21 protein-coding genes and 1 riboswitch are annotated in these 21,006 nt (G+C 39.7%); of the genes, 8 read left to right on the forward strand and 13 right to left on the reverse strand.

Features of this window, described 5'->3' with window-relative positions:
* Positions 1 to 3 precede the first annotated feature (3 nt).
* Complete coding sequence (locus MKY45_RS00950) at positions 4 to 1,137, forward strand: M20 family metallopeptidase (RefSeq protein ID WP_341172387.1); 1,134 nt, start codon at positions 4 to 6, stop codon at positions 1,135 to 1,137.
* A gap of 171 nt (positions 1,138 to 1,308) precedes the next feature.
* Here MKY45_RS00950 and MKY45_RS00955 read toward each other — a convergent pair whose 3' ends face one another.
* From MKY45_RS00955 to MKY45_RS00965, 3 genes are read right to left on the reverse strand one after another with little or no spacing between them, the layout of a single operon-like run.
* Positions 1,309 to 2,160, reverse strand: a complete 852-nt coding sequence (locus tag MKY45_RS00955) for a PRD domain-containing protein (RefSeq protein ID WP_339181445.1) — start codon at positions 2,158 to 2,160, stop codon at positions 1,309 to 1,311.
* A gap of 25 nt (positions 2,161 to 2,185) precedes the next feature.
* The gene (locus MKY45_RS00960; RefSeq protein WP_341172388.1) at positions 2,186 to 3,589 is read right to left on the reverse strand and encodes a glycoside hydrolase family 1 protein; all 1,404 of its coding nucleotides are present in this window, start codon (positions 3,587 to 3,589) and stop codon (positions 2,186 to 2,188) included.
* 36 nt (positions 3,590 to 3,625) lie between these two features.
* Positions 3,626 to 5,485, reverse strand: a complete 1,860-nt coding sequence (locus MKY45_RS00965) for a beta-glucoside-specific PTS transporter subunit IIABC (protein WP_341172389.1) — start codon at positions 5,483 to 5,485, stop codon at positions 3,626 to 3,628.
* A 491-nt stretch (positions 5,486 to 5,976) separates the two neighbouring features.
* On the opposite strand from MKY45_RS00965, the gene MKY45_RS00970 reads away from it, so the two are divergent.
* Positions 5,977 to 7,170, forward strand: a complete 1,194-nt coding sequence (locus tag MKY45_RS00970; RefSeq protein ID WP_256705486.1) for an MFS transporter — start codon at positions 5,977 to 5,979, stop codon at positions 7,168 to 7,170.
* A gap of 150 nt (positions 7,171 to 7,320) precedes the next feature.
* Here the strand turns inward: MKY45_RS00970 and MKY45_RS00975 are convergent, their stop codons facing one another.
* The 4 genes from MKY45_RS00975 to MKY45_RS00990 form a co-directional block, all read right to left on the reverse strand.
* On the reverse strand, positions 7,321 to 7,635 hold the full coding sequence (locus MKY45_RS00975; RefSeq protein ID WP_042530860.1) for a DMT family transporter: 315 nt from the start codon (positions 7,633 to 7,635) through the stop codon (positions 7,321 to 7,323).
* Positions 7,635 to 7,976: a DMT family transporter gene (locus MKY45_RS00980; protein WP_276540060.1), complete on the reverse strand. Its 342-nt coding sequence runs from the start codon at positions 7,974 to 7,976 to the stop codon at positions 7,635 to 7,637. The genes MKY45_RS00975 and MKY45_RS00980 overlap by 1 nt, the downstream gene beginning before the upstream one ends.
* A 72-nt stretch (positions 7,977 to 8,048) precedes the next feature.
* Positions 8,049 to 8,145: riboswitch (guanidine-I (ykkC/yxkD leader) on the reverse strand.
* A 263-nt stretch (positions 8,146 to 8,408) separates the two neighbouring features.
* On the reverse strand, positions 8,409 to 9,761 hold the full coding sequence (locus tag MKY45_RS00985; RefSeq protein WP_256705487.1) for an MFS transporter: 1,353 nt from the start codon (positions 9,759 to 9,761) through the stop codon (positions 8,409 to 8,411).
* A gap of 277 nt (positions 9,762 to 10,038) precedes the next feature.
* A complete protein-coding gene (locus tag MKY45_RS00990; protein ID WP_256705488.1) occupies positions 10,039 to 10,398 on the reverse strand; it encodes a winged helix-turn-helix transcriptional regulator in 360 nt (119 codons plus the stop codon).
* Between the two features lie 201 nt (positions 10,399 to 10,599).
* Here MKY45_RS00990 and hxlA point away from each other — a divergent pair, with 201 nt between their 5' ends.
* Positions 10,600 to 11,232, forward strand: a complete 633-nt coding sequence (hxlA, locus tag MKY45_RS00995; RefSeq protein ID WP_193064198.1) for a 3-hexulose-6-phosphate synthase — start codon at positions 10,600 to 10,602, stop codon at positions 11,230 to 11,232.
* 7 nt (positions 11,233 to 11,239) lie between these two features.
* Complete coding sequence (gene hxlB / locus MKY45_RS01000; RefSeq protein WP_193064199.1) at positions 11,240 to 11,797, forward strand: 6-phospho-3-hexuloisomerase; 558 nt, start codon at positions 11,240 to 11,242, stop codon at positions 11,795 to 11,797.
* A gap of 136 nt (positions 11,798 to 11,933) precedes the next feature.
* Here the strand turns inward: hxlB and MKY45_RS01005 are convergent, their stop codons facing one another.
* The 5 genes from MKY45_RS01005 to MKY45_RS01025 all read right to left on the reverse strand — a co-directional run bounded on the left by MKY45_RS01005 (position 11,934) and on the right by MKY45_RS01025 (position 16,590).
* Positions 11,934 to 12,260, reverse strand: a complete 327-nt coding sequence (locus tag MKY45_RS01005; RefSeq protein WP_212928891.1) for a branched-chain amino acid transporter permease — start codon at positions 12,258 to 12,260, stop codon at positions 11,934 to 11,936.
* Positions 12,260 to 12,970 (reverse strand): AzlC family ABC transporter permease, encoded by a 711-nt coding sequence (locus MKY45_RS01010; protein ID WP_256705489.1) that lies wholly within the window; start codon positions 12,968 to 12,970, stop codon positions 12,260 to 12,262. The genes MKY45_RS01005 and MKY45_RS01010 overlap by 1 nt, the downstream gene beginning before the upstream one ends.
* 35 nt (positions 12,971 to 13,005) lie before the next feature.
* Positions 13,006 to 13,560 carry a helix-turn-helix domain-containing protein gene (locus MKY45_RS01015; RefSeq protein WP_256705490.1) on the reverse strand — a complete coding sequence of 185 codons (555 nt, stop codon included), beginning with the start codon at positions 13,558 to 13,560 and terminating at the stop codon, positions 13,006 to 13,008.
* Positions 13,561 to 13,703: 143 nt separating this feature from the next.
* Positions 13,704 to 16,301, reverse strand: coding sequence for a bifunctional acetaldehyde-CoA/alcohol dehydrogenase (gene adhE / locus MKY45_RS01020; RefSeq protein WP_256705491.1), 2,598 nt, complete (start codon positions 16,299 to 16,301; stop codon positions 13,704 to 13,706).
* Positions 16,302 to 16,362: 61 nt separating this feature from the next.
* Positions 16,363 to 16,590 (reverse strand): hypothetical protein, encoded by a 228-nt coding sequence (locus MKY45_RS01025; protein WP_042530880.1) that lies wholly within the window; start codon positions 16,588 to 16,590, stop codon positions 16,363 to 16,365.
* Positions 16,591 to 17,227: 637 nt separating this feature from the next.
* Between MKY45_RS01025 and MKY45_RS01030 the strand changes: the two genes are divergently transcribed.
* The 4 genes from MKY45_RS01030 to MKY45_RS01045 all read left to right on the forward strand — a co-directional run bounded on the left by MKY45_RS01030 (position 17,228) and on the right by MKY45_RS01045 (position 20,129).
* The gene (locus tag MKY45_RS01030; protein ID WP_341172390.1) at positions 17,228 to 17,548 is read left to right on the forward strand and encodes an antibiotic biosynthesis monooxygenase; all 321 of its coding nucleotides are present in this window, start codon (positions 17,228 to 17,230) and stop codon (positions 17,546 to 17,548) included.
* A gap of 254 nt (positions 17,549 to 17,802) precedes the next feature.
* Positions 17,803 to 18,198, forward strand: coding sequence for a hypothetical protein (locus MKY45_RS01035; protein WP_256705492.1), 396 nt, complete (start codon positions 17,803 to 17,805; stop codon positions 18,196 to 18,198).
* Positions 18,199 to 18,347: 149 nt separating this feature from the next.
* A complete protein-coding gene (locus MKY45_RS01040; RefSeq protein WP_341172391.1) occupies positions 18,348 to 19,442 on the forward strand; it encodes a sensor histidine kinase in 1,095 nt (364 codons plus the stop codon).
* Positions 19,443 to 20,129: a response regulator transcription factor gene (locus MKY45_RS01045; protein WP_341172392.1), complete on the forward strand. Its 687-nt coding sequence runs from the start codon at positions 19,443 to 19,445 to the stop codon at positions 20,127 to 20,129. It abuts the gene before it with no gap.
* A 143-nt stretch (positions 20,130 to 20,272) separates the two neighbouring features.
* Here MKY45_RS01045 and MKY45_RS01050 read toward each other — a convergent pair whose 3' ends face one another.
* Positions 20,273 to 20,947, reverse strand: coding sequence for a PadR family transcriptional regulator (locus tag MKY45_RS01050; RefSeq protein ID WP_341172393.1), 675 nt, complete (start codon positions 20,945 to 20,947; stop codon positions 20,273 to 20,275).
* Between the last annotated feature and the right edge of the window lie 59 nt (positions 20,948 to 21,006).

The raw sequence follows: 21,006 nt of genomic DNA on the forward strand, positions 1-21,006 counted from the left end.
AGGGTGTACGAGGACGTAGCTGTTGAATTAACAAAGGAATTTATTCGCATGGAATCCTTTTCCGTAGAAGGAAAACAGAAAATAATAGCGTTTATGTATCACAAAATTAAAGAAGAGACTGACGCAGAGGTTCAAATAGTAGATGGCCATACGGAAAATCTATATTTGATCGCACATCATAAAAATGGAGAAGGGTATCATTTATTATTGCAAGGACATCTGGATACCGTATCTTTAGATGGAGTACAAGACCCCTTAAACCCAATTGAAAAAGACGGTGAAATATACGGCCGCGGTTCATGTGATATGAAGGCAGGAAGTGCAAGCAATTACGCTGCATTTAAGTATGCCTGTGACCATCAGGTTAAAGGCGATGTTTACTTAATGTATTCTACGGATGAGGAGACATACGCACAGCAAACCGTATCTGCTTTTGAAAGAGGCTTGTTGCCAAGCTGTGATATAGGCATTATCTCGGAACCAACCAATCAAACCCTAATGGTAGCGCAAAAGGGTAATGCTTGGATAGAAGTAGAATTTATTGGTAAAAGCGCTCATTCCAGCATGCCTGAGCTTGGTGAAAATGCAATTTATATGGCGTCTGCATTTATACAGGCATTTCAGAAGTATACAGAGGAAAAATTCAAAAGGAATTCCCATCCGCTGTTAGGCGAAGCAAAAATGAATGTTGGGGCGATAGAAGCTGGTAAACAAGCGAATAGTGTACCAGCGAATTGCAGGATTGTGATTGATAAAAGATACTTGCCCAATGAAACCATAAATGATTTTCAAGAAGAAATTGATATTGTAGCAAAAAGGCTAAAGGATACTTATCCAGTATTCCGTTATCAAACGAACATCTTAGTGGATTGCACGCCGATGGAAATAGATAGCAGTTCAGAAAAATTTCTTCAACTTAAGGCGTTACTGGAGAAAGCGCTCGATAGAAAATTAGAAGTTGATGTATTTGGAGGCTGGGGAGAAGGCGGTACGCTTGCAAAATATGCTACCGATACATTGTATTTTGGTCCAGGAAATTCGATTTATGCACATACGGATGAGGAAAGAGTGGGAATAGAAGCAATTAAAGAAGTTACAAGCGGAATCATTGCTATTGTCAAAAGTAAGTGTGTGTAAAGTAAATAAGGATAAGTATAAGCTGGTGTTAAAGGCGATTTTAGCATGAATTTAGGGGAATTTATAAATAGTTAAATTCAAGAACAGGGTACTCGATACCTGTTAATATTCATCCCATAATATTAAAATCTCCTCAAGGCAGAAGCCTCGAGGAGATTTTAATAACAGCAGTTATGATTTATTGGGATCATCTCTTAGTATCCGATTAATATGAATGATTAAGTAAAGCTTCTCCTGCCTAGTCAGATCAATCGCATATTTTTGTCTCACAAAATGTGTAATGCTTTCAATAATCTTATTCTCCAGCTGCATTGATTGGCTCAATTGATCAAACAGGATGTCAGTATCGGTGTCTTTAAAAATTTGATTTTTGATGATTCTCTCAGCAAAAAACTTTAGATGCGTAATAAATCTTGTATAAGAAAGGCTTGCTTTATCGAAATGGGCATTCGCTTTTCTTTGAACGATTGCTTCAATATGATCGATCAGCTTGGCAATTTGCGCTTCCTCATGATAGGATTCTGAATTTAAACGTGCATTGACAAAATGCATTCCAATGGCAGAGGCTTCACTTTCAGGAAGATCTATTCCCATTGTTTGATTGATCAGGTTTACTGCGAATCTGCCAACTGCATATTCCTTTGGATAATATTTCACAACCTCCACATAGGTAAATTTCTCTCCAAGGTTTCCTTCATGAAATCTGCGGACAACAAAAGAAATATGGTCAGACAGTGACAGGTATAAATAATCCATCACTTCCATATCGTATTCTTTTGTGGCAAATTCAATGATTTCTTTTACAAGATTAAAATACCTATCATCCAGCTCACTTGCCAGCTGTATAAAGTTCTTCAAAATGGTTTTGTCTTTTAGGATAAATGTTTTCTCTATTTCAGAATCTTGAATCTGGCAGCCAATTGATTTCTTATATCCGATTCCCTTGCCCATTAAGATGTATTCATTTCCTGAATCATTGATTGCTAATACTAAGGAATTGTTCATCACTTTTACGATCTGCATGGCTACGTTCCTATTCCTTTGCTGATTAATTTAATCCATTATTTTTAATAACATCTTGATACCAGTAAAAACTGTCCTTCTTAATTCGACGCAATTCTTTGAGATCAAAATCTTCTCTGTCTATATAAACCAGACCATAACGCTTCATAAAGCCTTGACGGGAGCTTAGCAAGTCCATTACAGACCATGGGGAATACCCAAACAGCTCGACACCATCTGAAATGGCATCATTACATGCGGCAATATGATCTTTTAAGTATTCAATCCGGTAATCATCTTGTATTTTACCATCTTCTGTTAGCTGATCGCCAGTTCCTAAGCCGTTTTCTGTGATAATCATCGGTAAACGATACTTTTCATAATAATCATTTAGTAAAAGTCTTAAGCCGGTTGGATCTACTTGAATCCCATAATCTGTTACTTCGAGATTTGGGTTCTTTTCAATTTTAAAGTATCCATATAAGTCGAAATCAATATCATTTTCCTTTGTTCCGAATGGATGAGCATCATCGGCAGGCAGATAGCTGGCTACCAGCGTACGGTAATAGTTTACGGCGATATAATCCGGCTTCGATGCTTTGAGAATTTCTTCGTCCTCTGGCTGTGTTTCTGGATAAATATCACATTTCTTCAGATATTCTTTATAGTATCCCGGATACTCTCCGAAACAATACATTTCTAAGGCATAATTGGTTTTGAAATTATCGTTCATTCTGGCTGCCCACACATCTTCCGGCCGATTGGAGCTTGGATATGTCATGGTGGAGGATACAGCCGGTCCGATTTGTCCATCTGGAAGCATTTCATGGCAAGCGTTCGTAGCAAGCGCATGCGCTAGAAACATATGATAATCCATTTGTGCTCTCACTTTTTCAGCCTGTTCACTTGGCACATCATACATATTCATGCGAATATTAACACGAATCATTAGATTTTGTTCATTATGCACCTGCCAATGCTTTACACGATCGCCGAAAGCTTCAAAACAGGTTTTTGCATACTTTTCAAAAGCAAAAGCACAATCACGGCTTTCCCAGCCATTGTACTTTTCAACCAGAGCAAATGGCAGGTCAAAGTGGTACAGCGTCACAAATGGAATAATATCATTCTCTAATAAGAAATCAATCACATTGTTGTAGAAATCAATCCCCTTTTGATTCACTTCTCCATCTCCATCTGGAATAATTCTCGCCCAGGAAATAGAGAAACGGTAAGCTTTTAAACCAAGTTCCTTCATTAAAAGAATATCTTCTTTATAGTTATGGTAGAAATCACTGGCAACTCTGGTATCTGCTTGTACATCTGATTTTTGGAATGCATTGTAATCCGCTACCGTTTTACCTTTGCCATCTTTGTCCCATGCTCCTTCAATTTGGAAGGCGGAGGAGGAGGCTCCCCACCAGAAATCTTTGCTGAAATAATTTTTCATTATCGTCACTCCTATATATTATTTAATTATTTTTTATCAAACAGTTCTATCCGTATTGCTTTCTACAATGGAAACACCTTGCAACTGCGAAGAATTGGTGACAACCATTGGGGTGGTGAGATCATAGCCTTTTGCTTCAATTTCTTCTATATTAAACGAGACAATTTTGGTCCCTTTGCGTATCTCATCACCGGCGCTCACATGGGCTTCAAATCCTTCTCCATTTAATTCAACGGTATTAAAGCCGATATGAATTAATAATTCAGCGCCATTTTCCAGCTGCAGCCCGATAGCGTGCAATGTCGGGTAGAGAACAGATACTTTACAGTCGGCTGGCGCTGCCACTTCACCGGTTGTTGGATAAACTGCTGCTCCTTCTCCTAATGCGCCTGATGAGAAAACTTCATCTTTTACTTCAGATAATGGAATCAGCTTTCCCTGGACTGGCGAAGGAATAGTTATTTCTGTGTCTGTTCCTGTCCTTGGAGCTTCCTCCTCGCTGTCTCCAAGGCCTTCATCCGAAGCATCCTCTTCTTCAGGAATATCCTTAAAACCAAATAACATCGTCATCGCTGCAGCCCCAAAGAAGGCAATCGCAATACCAATAATATAACATAAGAATGCTTTTGTCCCTGCTTCAATATAGACCGGGATGGTTAAAAAACCCTGGTTGGCAAAGGCTGTGCCATAGGATCCGCCCCAGCCCATCAGACCGCCGCCTATCGCTCCGCTGATTACTGCATAAATCATCGGTTTTTTCAGACGAAGATTAACCCCGTAAATGGCTGGCTCGGTAATTCCGAAAAGTGCTGTTACGGTTGCCGTTGCAGATAACGTTTTTAATTTCTTATTTTTCGTTTTTAAAAGTACACCTGCAGCAGCTCCTGCCTGAGAAAAGTTAGCAGCACCTGCAAATGCTAAAAGATTCTGCTGACCAGTTTGGGCCACATCATTAATTCCAATTGGCAGAATGGCTTTGTGAGCACCGAATATAACAAGCACACACCAGATTCCGCCAATAAAAGCACCTAATAAGGTTGGACTGATATCCATAATGATATAGTATAGCCAATTGATGAAGTTACCTAAGTGAATGCCGATAGGTCCAAAAATAATTAATGTCGCTGGTACCATCACTAATAGCGTGAAGGTTGGCACCATAATAATTTTTAAAACCTCGGGGGTAATGCGTTCAAAAAAGCGCTGAACATATGCCATGATAAATACAGCAATAATGATCGGGATAACCGTTGAGGTGTAGTCTGCTAATGTGACATTAACTCCTAAAAACGTAACGGCTGAACCGCTTGTCATTAAATCAACCAGATCCGGGTAGCATAGCGTTGCTGCCAGTACCATTGCAATTAATTCATTTGCCTTAAATACTTTCGCCGCTACATAACCAATCATAATCGGGAAGAAGTAAAATAAAGCATTGGAGGTGGCATCTAATATCCGGTACGTATTGTATTCTTTAATATCCACATTCCAATAATAAGCTGCAATCATAACCGCAAGAGCCAGAATTCCTTTCAGCATGCCGGATGCAGCAATTGCCGGGATAATCGGAATAAATATGGATGTAAATGTATTTAAGATTCGACTTCCGATAGACCCTTTATTCTCTTCTTTATTTACCGCTTTATTTAAATCACCCAGAAGAAGTTGAATTTGATCATGTACTTCCGCCACCTTATTTCCAATCACAACCTGATACTGGCCGCTATTCTCGACAACCGAGATAACCTCGTCCATCTTTTCTAAATTCGCCTTGTTTGCTTTTTTTGTGTCATATAACGTAAAACGCAAACGTGTATAGCAGTGGGTTAATCCAGAAACGTTTTCCTTTCCACCCACGTTGTTTAAAATTTCCTGTGCCACCTGTTGATAGTTCATGTTTTTTCTCCCTCGCTAAAAATTAATCCACTGGCCAACGGATAAAATATGAAGAACACATATTGACACAAAAAAAGACCAAACGCACACAAATAATCTCAAGGGGAAAACACAGCTTTCCCATGATTATTAAAGTGTACACTTGATCTTGCCTGCATTATCAGTAACACGTCAAATGTATTCCAGTATGAAGCTTTGCAAATATACTAACACGCTTTCATTTTCGATGCAAGCGATTTTTAAATCTTTTTTTCTGAAAAAATGAAGAAATAAATGATGCTTGTGCAAATTTTAATCTTAGGATATGATACTGCATTAGAACTTTGAAAATAGAGATTGTACTGAAAAATCTTTGTTTTAAAGCAGTTAGAAATGCAGGGGAAACGAATCGGGAAACCGCTAAAAAAACAGGAGAAAAAGGCCTGATTATATGCTGCGTAAACCTTGAATTCCCCAACATTTCACTGGAAAATAGAAGGAGTAATGAAAAGATGAATAATGCACAAAAAAAGCAGGCATCGTTAATTTTATGGGTTGTTGTCTGTTTCTGGTTCGCGCAATATGTTTACATTCCCTATCAAACGACCTACTTAATTATGGTAAATATTTCTAGTAATCTGGTAGGTATGATTATTGGTGCATATGGCATTTCACAGCTTATGCTCCGGCTGCCAGTAGGTATTTTGGCTGATCTTAGCAGCAATCACAAGCTGTTTATCATACTTGGATCTTTATTTGCGGGCGGCGCCTCGCTAAGCAGGGTTTTACTGCCGGATGATATTGGTTTTTTCCTTGGGAATATTTTATCAGGAACTGCAAGCGCCACCTGGATTTCTTTTATGATTCTTTATATGAGCTTTTTTAACCAAAAGGATCAGATACGCGCCACCAGCAGAATTATTATGGCTAACAATGCCGGCATGCTGCTTGGTTTTGTAACCAGCACGCTTCTCTATGATAAAGTCGGCATGATGATGATTTGTGCCTTCAGTTTAGCTGCAGGACTGATTGGTTTTGTACTCGCTTTCTTTCTTCAATCAACCAAACCATCTCATCACACAAATAACGTTTCCTTCAGGGAATTAATAAAGGTGACTGCAAATAAAAGCTTAGTTCTTTTTTCCTTCTTGGCATTAGTGCAGCAGGGTGTGCAAATGTCTACCACCATGTCCTTTACAAACCAGATTGTTCAGGAGCTGGGCGGCTCCAATCTAGTTATTGGTATGTCGTCTATTATTTATATGCTGTCAGCAGTCGTTTTTGCCAGATTGGCTTCGACTAAATTCCTGGCAATGATGTCTATGAAGTTATGGATTTGTTTCAGCTTTCTCTTCCTCGGCATTTACTGTGTACTGGTTCCCCAGACAAATTCTATCTTGCTTGTTTGCCTTTTACAACTGATACCGGGATTAGGTACTGGAATTTTGTTCTCGCTCCTGACCTCCAGTGCTATGCAGTCGATTCCTGACCAAAAGCGTTCTACTGCAATGGGCTTCTTTCAAGCTGTCTATGCGCTGGGAATGACAATTTTTCCAATAATTAGCGGGAGTATTTATGAGCATTTATCCATGAAGCATGCATTTATTTTTTTAGCGGGGACATGCTTTCTGGCTTGTTCAATTTCTTTTATTCACTTTAGAAGACAGGAAGTTAATCAAAAAAGGGAGCTGTATCAACAAATTTAATTGGCTTTAAATTTGTTGATAAAACGAAAGCCTCACTACTTCCTTCTTTGATATTTGAGCAAGCAGTGAGGCTGCATTATTTAAGTTTGAATATAGATTTAATAACCAATAAATTGATATAAGCAGTGAAAATTATTTTTTAGAGATGCATTACGAAAATAATTTTAACCCGACAGCCGCTCCTAAAACCATGGCGATACACACCATTCGCTTCCATTCCTTTGGTTCATTATAAAAAAGCATTCCTGCTATTGCCCCGCCAGAGGCGCCGATACCAGTCCATACCGCATAAGCAGTCCCCATAGGCAATGTTTCCATAGCGTACGAAAGGAAAAAGAAGCTGGCTCCAAAACCAAGAACGAGCAAGACCAATGCCTGCCAATTACGATCTTTATGCAGCTTGTTTATCATCGTTACACCAACTACTTCGAATAATCCAGCGATAATTAATGAAGTCCAGGCCATTACGATTCAGCTCCTTCTGTCTCTTTGTCTTTCGTTACTAACTTCAAACCAATGACACCAGTCAATAAAATGGCAATCAAAAGAATCTTTATGAACTGAAACGGCTCTCCGAAGAAAGCAATATCTGCAAATGTTGTTCCTGCTGTTCCCAGTCCGACAAAAACAGCATAAACCGTTCCAACAGGAAGCTTCTTCCCAGCCATGATCATTAAATAGAAGCTGAGAATGATCGCGATAATTGTCCCTGTCCAAGTCCAAAAATCATAGGCATGCTTTAGTCCAATCACCCAAAAAACTTCAATAACTGCTGCGATAATTACTTGTAACCACACCATATTCATGTAGATAACACCTCCGCGTTTATTCTTCCCAATAAAAAACAAAAAAGCCTGGGAGACAACTGTATAAACAGTCTCTCCCAGGCTTTTGTCCTTCCGTGGCACAGCTCAGGCTGTGAGTTTTCTCTCGGACCAGACCAATTCGCATTGCGGAACCCTAGAAAACATTCTTATATAATGAAGTTAATTTCCATTATACACAAAGTGCAGGTTTATTCAAGTCTCGTAACGTTCGTAGTGTCACCAAAAAACAAGGAAAAGAAATCAAAAGATATCAGAGGAAGTGCATTTAAAATTGGCATATTACTATTTTTATCAATTACTTCCTAAGCAGAATGATTAAAGAAAGAAGCCTGGACATTCGCTGTGAATGAAGCAGATAAGGTTAAAAACAGCAAACCTCCATTATTTTAAAATAGAGGATTGCTGTTTTCCCTATGCGTCCTTACCCCGCAATTTCCCCGGAAGCTTAAACGCCAGAGCCACGACAACTATACAAAAGGCAAAACAAATCATTGCAACGAGATGCAGGTGCTCTGTATCTAAATGACGATTAAATGTTAAACCAAGGAGGCTGGAGGATAAAATTGAACCCAAATAGCGGCTGGTTTGAAATAACCCGGAAGCGGATCCCGTGTCCTCTGGATCCACGTGTTCATAAAGTGCTGTTTGTGCAGAGATATTATTAAATCCATTACTCATGCCAAGGACAGCCATAATAATAAGCAGCCAGATTAAAGGGGATGCATCATTGTACGTTAAAAGCAGTCCCGTACCGCCCAAAAGTAATAATGCACCGATAACCATCGGCAGTTTAGAACCGTATTTATCAATCAGACGGCCGGCTAAGGGCGAAACAATGACACCGAATCCTGCCAGTGACAACATAATTACGCCCGTATGCTGCTCGCTATATTCACGAACCTGCTGCAGATAAGTTGGAAATCCAAAAAAGAAACAATAATGTATCAGGTTAATACTCATGAATTGTAAGTAAATAAAAGAAACATAGCGATTTTTTGTTAACCCTTTGACATCAATAAAGGGTTCTTCCTGCTTAAGCTCGAAAAAGTAAAAGCCGACAGCAGCAGATAGGAAGAGCAATAATGCCCACCAGCGAATGTTCTGATCCAGCGAAAGCAAGAACAGAATCAATCCTACAATCGCAATAATAAAGAGAAGGATGCCGCTGAAATCAATCCGTTTTGCCTCAAATTCTCCTTGCCCTGTATTTGGTAAAATAAAAAGAGTCAGCAAAAAAGATAAAATAATAAACGGAAAATTAATCAGGAAAATGGAATGCCAATTCCAAGATGCCACTAAAAATCCGCCAATAGAAGGACCGAAAGCAGCAGATGTGGAAGCAAAGATCGATAATACAGCCAATGCTTTCCCTTGTCCTTTTGTAATATGTGTCCGAACCATACTCATGCCGCTGGGGAATAAAGTCGAACTCCCAATCGCCTGCAAGGCACGGCAGCCCAATAGAAACGGGTAGTTTGGTGAAAAGGAAGCTAATATCGATGCGGCTGCTACGATAATGAGCCCGGCCATAAACAGCTTTTTCGGACCAAACATATCACTCAATTTGCCCATGACAGGCTGCCCCGCTGCGCTTGCGAGGTAAAAGATAGAAATCAGCCAGGAAGCATCCGCGAAGGTTAATGTAAATTCATTCTGTAATCGTGTTAATGCCACTGAAATCATCGATGAGTTTAACGGATTGAGCAGTGTTCCAAGCCCAATCGTTAAAATGAACAACCATGGTTTACGAATCGTTTCTGTCATTGTATGCATCACCTTATGTATGTAAATTACAGTCGTATTTTCTGCCGGAAAAAGGGCAGTTAAACAAATTTGTCGACGCAATGTGTATTGTCATGGATTGGTTAAGTGTCTATTTGATTATTTTAGTCCTTTTTCGAGTTTATTGCAAAAGGGCTAAAATAATGAAGCGCATAAAAAGCCTTGAACGATTATCGCTGTTCAAGGCTTGGGCATACATTTGCTGTAAATGAAGCGTGATAAAAAATAATTACCACATAGCATGTTAACAAGAATGTATCTATTTCATAGCGGTCTGATCCTCTTTTTCTAACACATTCTCAATATAATCCTTGCCCCATTCATACATTGCATCTAAAATCGGCAACAGCTTTTCGCCGTGCTCTGTAAGAGAATACTCTACTTTGGGCGGAACAACGGGATATACTTCACGGTGAACGATTAAATGGTCTTCCAGCTCGCGTAATTGATTAACAAGCATTCTTTGGGTAATCCCGGGCATCAGCGCCTTTAATTCACCAAAACGTTTTGTCCCTTCCTTGCCCAGATGCCATAAAATCAGCATTTTCCACTTCCCGCCAATGACCGCAAGTGTTAATTCCTTTTCACAATTAAAAGTTTTCTCTCCTAAATTCGGCATTTCCTTCACCTCTGCTTTATTTCCTTCAATGGTATACTTTTTAGCACTATATGCGGTAAAAGTGCGTACTTCTCATTTCTAGATATACTCAGTATACTTGATGACATGCTGATGCGTAAATAGGGTTTGAAGCGGTAATGCGAGCTTGCCTTCTAAAAACCATTTAGCACAATAAATTTAGAAAATGAGGGAGCGAAAATAATGAAATTACAATTAGCGCTAGATCTTGTCGATATTCCAGGAGCAATTGATTTAATAAAAGAGGTAGAAGAGCATGTCGATGTGGTAGAGATTGGAACACCTGTCGTGATTAATGAAGGACTAAAAGCGGTGAAGGAAGTAAAGGCTGCTTTTCCTGACTTAACAGTATTAGCAGACTTAAAAATTATGGATGCGGCTGGATACGAGGTAAGCCAAGCTTCTGCTGCCGGTGCGGATATTATCACCATTCTTGGTGCTGCAGAGGATGAGTCCATTAAAGGCGCTGTAGAAGAAGCGAAAAAGCAGGGCAAACAAATCCTGGTGGATATGATTGCTGTAAAAGATATCGAAACGCGTGCAAAAGAGCTGGATGAACTCGGTGCGGATTATATTTGCGTTCATACAGGATATGATCTGCAAGCTGTAGGGCAAAATTCCTTTGAAGATCTGCACACCATCAAGAGCGTTGTCAAGAATGCAAAAACAGCGATTGCAGGCGGAATCAAATTAGAAACACTTGCTGAAGTCGTGAAGCATCAGCCAGATTTAGTTATCGTAGGCGGAGGAATCACAAGTAAAGAAGATAAAAAAGCTGCTGCAAGCGAAATGAAAGAATTAATGTTGCAAGGGTAATGTAAAGATGAAAACAACCCAATATTTAACCAACATTGTTCAAGAACTTAGTCAAACAGCAGAACTTATTTCTGATTTAGAAACGGAGAAATTAGTAAATCAGATATTAGCATCCGAGAAGGTTTTTGTGGCTGGTGCAGGAAGATCCGGATTCATGGCGAAATCCCTTGTCATGCGAATGATGCATATGGGTCTGGAAGCATATGCAGTAGGGGAGACGGTAACGGCTAATTTAGAGAAGGATGATTTATTAATCATCGGATCAGGCTCAGGGGAAACGAAAACATTAGGAGCTATTGCTGAGAAAGCAAAAAGCCTTGGAGGAATTGTTGCGGCTGTAACCATTTCTCCTCAATCCACTATTGGTGAGTTAGCTGATATTACGATTGAATTACCAGGGGTAACGAAAGATCAGTCTGAAGGCGATTATAAGACGATTCAGCCGATGGGCTCTCTTTTTGAACAAACATCCTTATTATTTTATGATGCCTTGATTCTGCGCTGTATGGAGAAAAAAGGGTTGGATTCACATAAGATGTATGGTAAGCATGCTAACCTTGAATAAAGCAGAACAAAAATAATAGAGGATATGCAGTGAAACGCTATTTGTGATGTGTGCTTACTGCCTATCCTCTATAAGTAATTAAAATGCGAATATAATCAAGCAGAAGGTATGTTTACTTAACCCTCGTTTTCTCACATCAAAAAACAACCTGTACCAAAAACATATAAAATATGGTCCCGCCCGCAATAGACAGCAGCATGCTCCGCTTCCAATAGTGCAGGCCAATAATTAACCCAATTGCCAGAAGCTCTGGCAGGAAGCCTTCTAATGATGTAACCTGCACATCTTTTAAGGAATAAACAACCAATAATCCAAATACAGCTGGCGGTAAGACGTATCCTAAGTATTTAATATATTTTGGCGTAGGCTTATCTGCTTTAAAAATTATAAACGGCAGGAATCTCGTTAACAAGGTGCCTGCAACTACACAAGCAATCATAATGATTTGCTGGGTGATTGACATCATGATGAAATCACCTCATTTTTTGTAATGAACTTTTTAATGATGCTCAGAAAAATCAAGATGATAAGCATGGCAGGAATGATAAAGTTTTCTGTGCCAAATAGAATTAAACATAAAACGGAAGCGGCTATCCCGATGAGGGAGCTGATATGATTGCGCTCTTTCATCCACTGGTCTAAAAAGATAACCACGAACAAGGCCGTCATCACGAATTCCAGACCATCCGTATTAAAGGTAATCAGCGAACTGAATAAACTGCCGACAGTGGCGCCGCTGACCCAATAGATTTGATTTAATAAGGTGACATAGAACATAAACCATCCGCTATTTATATCCGAAGGTGTGCGGGCGGTATTGTTAATAACAAAGGATTCGTCGCACATCCCATAGATGAGATACATTTTTTTCTTGCCGGTTCCTTTGAACTTATCTAACATAGAGATACCATAGAAAAGGTGTCTGGCATTAATCATTAGCGTTAATAGAAATGCACTGAATGGGTTAAATGCCCCTAATAGCAGATTTCCGGCTACAAATTCCATGGAACCGGCGAAAATAAGAACACTCATGAGGATGGCATAGATTGGCGGAAACCCTAAAGAATGCATGTAAACCCCATAAGCAATGCCTAAAAAAGTAAACCCTGCCAGTATCGGCAACGTTTTTGGAAAGGCATATTTCAACGTAGATAGATGTTCATTTAAAGACATATTTCATTCACTCGCTTTCAAACAATGGAAACTATTTATTTTGCATAATAGATTAAAACAAGAAGGTGAAGTATCTTGTCACCGATATTTCTGTAGATATGGTTTTGATTCCCGTCAAAAATAATTGCTTCTCCTTCTTCAATTTTTTCGACAGTACCGTCAATATCCATTTCTAATTGACCCTCTTGTACAAATACGTGCTCTTCCACACCTGGATTGTGAGGAGATGATTTATGTTCATTTTCAGGGTCCAGCTCAACCATAAAAACTTCAAATTGCTTTTCCGGGGAAAAAGGTACAGCTGCATGGACTCTATAATGGTTTTCTGCTTCGGTAACCAAATATCTGTCTTGTTTTTTAACCACTCTAATCGGATTTGTCTGTTGACTGATCAGAGATGAAAAGGATACTTTCAGACCATTGGCAATTTTCCAGAGTGTGGTTACTGTTGGGGTAGAGTCTCCGCGCTCGATTTGTGCAAGCATGGCTTTACTTACTTCAGTGAGTTTTGCCGTTTTATCTAAACTTAAGCCCCGTTCTTTGCGGATGGTTTGCAGGTTTTTACTGATATACTCTGTGATTTCCTTCATCGCCTTCCTCCTTTATAAATTCTTCTGTTTTATTTAGAAAATCATTATCTAATAATATAACATACTTTTAGATGTTATAACATACAAAAAACGGCATAGCTCTATTCGCTATACCGTTCTTATGCTTTATCTGTTGCTATGAACTATCCCTTATACGCCTGGCGGTAAACCTCAGCCAATTCCGTTACAAGCGGCAATTTAGGATTCGCTGTGGTACATTGATCCTCGAAGGCACGGTCGGCAAGGTCATCTGCCTGCGCTTCAAATTCTTTGGCATCGACACCATTTTCCGCGATGCTCATCGGAATATTTAATTCTTCTGCTAATTGGTAGATGGCCTGCACAAGACTTTCTACTCCCTGTTCTGTTGTTGCTGCTGGCAGCCCTAATACACGTGCAATCTCTGCATAGCGTTTGTCAGCGATAAAATGCTCATATTTAGGGAATGAAACGAATTTTGTCGGTTTCTTGGCATTATATCGAATCACGTGCGGCAAGAGAATAGCATTGGCGCGGCCATGTGCAATATGGAATTGGGCTCCTAATTTATGGGCCAGGCTGTGGTTGATTCCTAAGAACGCATTGGCGAATGCCATACCGGCTATCGTAGAAGCATTATGCATTTTTTCTCTTGCTAAAGCGTTACTGCCATCATGGTACGCTTGAGGCAGGTATTCAAACACCAGCTGAATCGCTTTGATTGCCAGTCCGTCCGTATAGTCATTAGCCATATTTGAAACATAAGCTTCAATCGCATGGGTCAATACGTCCATTCCGGTATCTGCTGTAACCGTTTTTGGCACCGTCATGACAAATTGCGGGTCAATAATCGCTACATCCGGTGTTAATTCATAATCTGCTAATGGATATTTTGTATTGGTCTCTTTATCGGTAATTACTGAGAAGGAAGTCACCTCAGAGCCTGTTCCGGATGTAGTCGGAATCGCGACAAACTGTGCCTGCTGACCCAGCTTCGGATATTGATAGACACGCTTACGAATATCCATAAACTTTTGTTTTAAGCCATTAAATTCTGTGTCTGGATGTTCATGGAACAGCCACATTCCTTTAGCTGCATCCATTGCTGACCCGCCTCCAAGTGCAATAATGACATCTGGGTGAAAGGCATCGATTGCTGCTGCGCCGCGCATGACGGTATCCTTTGATGGGTCTGCTTCTACATCAGAGAAGATTTCACAGTGAACATAATCCGGGCGTCTGCGCAGATAATAGAGCACCTTGTCAACATAGCCTAATTCCACCATCATCGGATCGGTAACGATAAAAGCTTTAGATATATTTGGCATTTTCGCCAGATATTGAACCGCATTTTTTTCGAAATAGATTTTAGGAGGTACCTTGAACCATTGCATATTTACATTCCTTCTCGCCATTTTTTTAATGTTCATTAAATGCATTGCCCCTACATTGGAGGAAACAGAGTTGCCGCCGTATGAGCCGCAGCCAAGTGTCAGTGATGGCATATAAGCATTATAGATATCGCCAATCGCTCCGTGAGAAGATGGGGCATTTAAGATGATTCGTCCTGCTTTCATCCTTTTACCGAAAGCATCCTGTATCTCTTGATTATCTGAATGAAGTACGGCAGAATGTCCCAAACCTCCAAATTCCAGCATTTCCTCCGCGCGCTGCAGCCCTTCTTCGGTGCCGTTTACTTTATAAGCAGCTAAGACGGGGCTCAGCTTCTCGCGGGAAAGCGGATGCTCGGCTCCCACACCGGTTAATTCAGCAACAAGTATTTTCGTATCCTGAGGAACTTGAATACCAGCCATCTCAGCAATTTTCGATGCTTTCATCCCAACAATAACAGAGTTCACGGCACAGGTGTCCGCATTAATGACCAGCTTTTCTACCTTTGCTTTTTCCTCTTTGTTTAAGAAATATACGTTGTTATCTATCATTTCCTGTTTTACCTGCTCATAGATTTCTTTATCGACGATGATTGCTTGTTCAGAGGCACAAATCATGCCGTTATCAAAGGATTTAGATAGAATGACATCATTAACTGCACGTTTCACATTGACTGACTTTTCGATATAGCAGGGAACATTTCCGGCCCCTACGCCTAATGCCGGTTTTCCGGAGCTGTATGCCGATTTCACCATTCCCGGTCCGCCAGTTGCCAGAATGGTTGCGACGCCGTTATGCTTCATGAGTGCCTGCGTTGCTTTAATAGACGGCTTTTCAATCCACTGAATACAATTTCTTGGCGCACCAGCTTTGACAGCTGCTTCATGGACGACTCTTGCCGCTTCCGAGCTGCATTTTTGGGCAGATGGATGAAAGGCAAAGATGATCGGGTTTCCTGTTTTAATAGATATAATAGATTTAAATAAGGTGGTAGAAGTCGGGTTCGTTACAGGCGTTACACCGGCTATCACACCAATTGGTTCAGCTATTTCAATCATGCCTTCCTTCTCATCTTCGCTGATGACACCAATCGTTTTATCATACTTGATATTATGATAGACATATTCGGTGGCGAAGATATTTTTGATGATCTTATCCTCATAGACGCCGCGGCCGGTTTCCTCGACAGCTAATTTTGCGAGCTCCATGTGCTGATCTAATCCTGCAAGCGCCATTTCCTTTACAATGTTATCGATTTGCTCCTGATTTAACTGCCGCATTTCGGTTAATGCTGTCTGCGCGTTCTGGACCAGCTTATCAATACTTTCCTCAACGGTTACTTCCTGTTTCATCTGCTCTTTTGTAATCATGTTAAAAGCTCCTTTATATTAGTTTGTGAAACATTGAGCATGATATTCCAAAAAAATAAAACTACATTGTTGACGGGTGACGGGGGACTTTGACAAAAGCTATATCTTTAATGAGACATGTATTCGGTTTGATAACTACGGTATAATGCTTCGTCCAAATATAATTTGGTATATCATGACCTTCTTCCAGACACATCGCTTCAAAAGTGTCGCCGATATGCTGTTCAAAGATTTCTTGTGAGTACGATTCAGCATCCGTGTTAAACTCTTTCCATTCATTTAGAATCATTTTTATCACCCCTTTGTTTTTTCTGATTTAAGCATAGCATTTTTCGGCGTATTTGTGATAAAAAAACCTGTTACATATTTGTGAAAAGTTTCACAAAATAGCTTTAACCTTGTCAGGTTGCGTGATGAGAGGTGTTTTATGTTAGGTTTCCGTTTTAAAGGAGGGGGTTTTATATCATCTCGCAGCTGTTACTTCCATAAATCGCCATACTTTGTTCTATTGTGGTGTGGGAAATGACATATTTCTTTTTATTTTCAATATGGCAGAATGATGCGGTATATCCATTGCATTTGGAGTCTTACAATCCATTAAACTGATACATGTGACTTTTTTCGACATTATTTCCCCGGAAATATCCTTTGATGTGATTTTTTTAGACGCAGTTTGCATAGAAAATCCCTGCACAATAATTTGGCTCGAATAATTTCGCGATTTGTATTGAATATAAGCTTTTGATCAGGGAATGGGAGTTTAGCTATTGTTCATGATTTTGTTGAAAGTCAGCAAAGTGCGCTTCATGCAAGAGATCCACATGGCATCCCGCTCCTTCAGCATGCGGAAATGGGTGGAAAACAAGCAGGGACGGTATTAGAATAGATATAAGGATGATTATCCAAATCAAAGGAGGCTGTGAACGATGGTTAAAGTTGTAAATACATTACGCGTCAAAAAAGGAAAAGTAAATGAGGTCGCAGCGTTATTCAGCAAGGCTAAATCGGTGCATACCTTTAATGGATTTGTATTCATGGAGGTACTGATAAAAGAGAACGCAGAGGAATATGATGAACTGCAGGTCTGCACAACATGGGAAGATCACGCTTCTTTTGAAGTTTGGAGAGAAAGCAGAGAAACAAGAAAAGCCCATGAATCACAGGATAAACAAGAAAAAGAAGACAACCCGATTCTTGGTTCGGAAATATCTACATTTGAAATATTTGTCCAGCATCACCCGGCATAATTTCATTAGCATTGCTTCATAATACATGAAAATCCCGTTTTCCAATAAAGGAAAGCGGGATTTTTGCGTTTATCGATTTTCATTTCTTTCATTAACTAGACGCTTCCCTGCAGTTTAAGAAAAATTTAATAAATGCTTTAGAAATTGATAATAGATGGGATGTACTATCTATCCTATCGGATGATGTAAGGAACAACTAAACGGGGAGCATGAAAGCAAGCCGAAAAATATATTTGGAAAGGAAATGACTGTAAATGACAACTAACCAAGCAAAGCAACAAACTAGAACACTTATTTTAGGGTTAGGTGTGTTAGCACTTATTAGACCATTGATGAAAATAACCGGATTAATCCATATCTTTGGCAGTGAAGCGGTAGGAAGTATTGTGATGACAATCCTAATCTCCATAGCCTGGATTCTTATTGTCATAAAGAAAAGGGTATCTAATCCAATTCCAGTGCTTGTTTTAGCAGGAATCAGCTACGCAGCTTTTGCAATTATCCTCAGCGGTATCCTGTCGCCTGTTCTTGACGGCGGATTACAGGGGCCATTGACAAATCCAATTGCATTCGTCAGTGTTTTTATTACCAATATTGTTTGGGGATTTGTACTGGGTGTCATTGCAGCAGCAATACCATATAAAAAGTGATAGTTGCTTGGAAAACACGTTTTTCCGAACGAAGGAAAAGCGTCCTTTTATAGATTCTAGACATTTCGTCAAGGATAAAAGAAGGGACAGCTGTTTCTGCTTTTTACAGCATGGCTGTCTGGATTTTATTATAATGGAAGGGAAAGAAGGTGTTTCCATTGTCTATCAGAAAGCGGCTGATTTTATCTAATATAGCGATGATTCTTATCCCGGGTGCTTTATTGTTGATAGCAGAAATTGTTCTCGGATACCTCCTATTTGTTGTTTTTAATGGCAATCCGCAAGGGGATGATTTAAAGGTTTTTGTTCAATTTCGATTTATTGCGATTGCTCTTATTTTAATCCTGACTAATGGTTTATTGACTTATTTTATGTCCAGGAGTATTATCAACCCTATTTCTAAATTATCGACTGCAGCTAAGAAAATCAGTGAAGGCGATTTGGAATACAGCGTTCAGTCGGATAAAAAAGATGAGTTAGGCGAGCTTGCGAATACATTTGAGACCATGCGCCTTAAATTGAAAGAAGCGGATAGAGAGCAAAAGCGGTATGAAGCGAACCGGCAGGAGCTGATTGCCAGTATCTCTCATGATTTAAAAACGCCGCTGACCTCCATCAAAGGCTATGTGAAAGGGATTCAAGACGGGGTAGCGAACACGCCGGAGAAGCTGGACAGGTATATGGATACGATTTATAGAACAGCCAATGATATGGACGGAATGATTGATGAATTATTTCTATACTCCAAACTTGATTTAAAAAAGGAAGCCTTTCAATTTGAAAAAGTAGATTTATATGCCTTTTATGCGGATTTTATGGAGGAACTGGCCTTTAATTTGGAAAAGGAGCATGGAAAAGCGATTTTAGCAGCTGATCCTAAGAAAGACTATATAGTGGAAGCAGACCGGGAAAAATTACGAAGAGTTGTGATGAATATTATTCAAAATAGCTTAAAATATATCGATAAAAAGCAGAAGGAAATTCAAGTGAATTTGACGTCTGATACAGGTAGAATCTTTGTAGAAATGAGAGATAATGGTAGCGGGATAAGGGAGGAGGATATTCCTTATATTTTCGAAAGCTTTTACCGGACAGATGCTTCGAGGAACTCTGCAACCGGCGGAAGCGGTCTGGGATTATCGATTGCTGCGAAAATCATTCAAGCGCATGGGGGAGAGATTTGGGCAGAGAGCCGGCGTGGGCAAGGAACGAGTATCTATTTCACATTGAAAAGGATGAAGTAAATGCAACGTGTATTGATTATTGAAGATGAGAAGGATATTGCAGAATTAGAAAGAGACTACTTAGAAATAAATGGAATTGAAAGTGATATTGCTGCAACTGGAGAAGAGGGGTTGAAACTTGCAGCAGCGAATTCTTACAGCCTTATTTTATTAGATCTCATGCTGCCGGGTATCGATGGTTTTGATTTATGTAAAAAGCTGCGGGCGACATTGGATGTGCCTATATTGATGGTGACGGCCAGGAAAGAAGATATTGATAAAATCCGCGGCTTTGGCAGAGGAGCGGATGATTATATTGTAAAGCCGTTTAATCCGAATGAACTGATCGCAAGAGTGAAAGCACATATGGCAAGATACGACCGCTTAACCAAACGTGATAAGAAATTAAATGAAATTCATATTAGGAACTTGATGATGGATCCTGATTCACGACGGGTTTTTTTGGATAATGAAGAGAAAATATTTACTGCAAAAGAGTATGACTTATTGTATTTTCTAGCATCTCATCCGAATATCGTTTTCACGAAAGAGCATTTATTTGAACAAATTTGGGGATATGATGCTGTCGGAGATAATACGACCGTGACGGTTCATATCCGGAAAATCCGGGAGAAGATAGAGGAGAATCCGTCCTTGCCGCAGTTTATTGAAACGATTTGGGGCGTGGGGTATCGGTTTCGGAAATGATGTATGTATATTCTAGCAATGGCAGCTAATATCTTTGTATCTATACAGGTATTCAGCTTGGCTGTTGCAGCAGATAGATTAAATAAATGATAAAGTAAAACTTCATTCCATGTTTTTTTGCACCCATGGAATGAAGTTTTAGATTATTCATCATCCGTTGTTTTCTCATCGCCGGCAATTTCTAAAAGCTCTTCCCGTGTTTTTTCAAGCAGCTCCTGCAGCTGTTTTTTCTTTTCGGGATTGTCCATAACCTGGCGACCTGTCTTAAAGAAATCATGGAATAGCTGTTGCATCTCAGATCGTAAGTGCTGCATTTCCTCAATATCTACATTTTCAAATTGATTCATCCGTGAAACAAACGGATCCTCCTTCTGATGTTGGTCTAAATAGGCATTGCCTTCCTCGGTAATGTGATATACCTTTTTCCTGCCCTCTTTAACGGCTTCTACAAAATCCTGATCTTCCAGCATTTGCAGGGTTGGATAAACCGAACCGGGGCTGGGTGAATAAAAACCCTTAAATTTTTCTTCCAGCACCTTGATAATGTCATAGCCATGTCTTGGCTGTTTTTGTAATATCTTCAACAAAACAATTTTAATATCTCCGCGTTTGAAAAAACGTTCGCCGCCACGGCCTCCGCCTCTAGCGTCATGTCCTGCAAAGAAATGAGGGCCGCCTCGTCTTTCAAAATGTTCATTCCCCATTCCAAATTTATTCCGTTTTAAGAAATCCTTATGAAATGTGTTGTCTCCAGCAAAAGGATGATGATTAAAATGAGCCTGCTTTTGGAAAAAGGGATGTTCTTCTCGTTGAAACATAATATATTCCTCCTGTTATTATTTTTTACTTTAAAGTTAACGATATATCGCAATGTAAT

The sequence above is a fragment of the Oceanobacillus sp. FSL K6-0251 genome, assembly GCF_038004725.1.
Taxonomy (GTDB): Bacteria; Bacillota; Bacilli; order Bacillales; family Amphibacillaceae; genus Oceanobacillus; species Oceanobacillus oncorhynchi.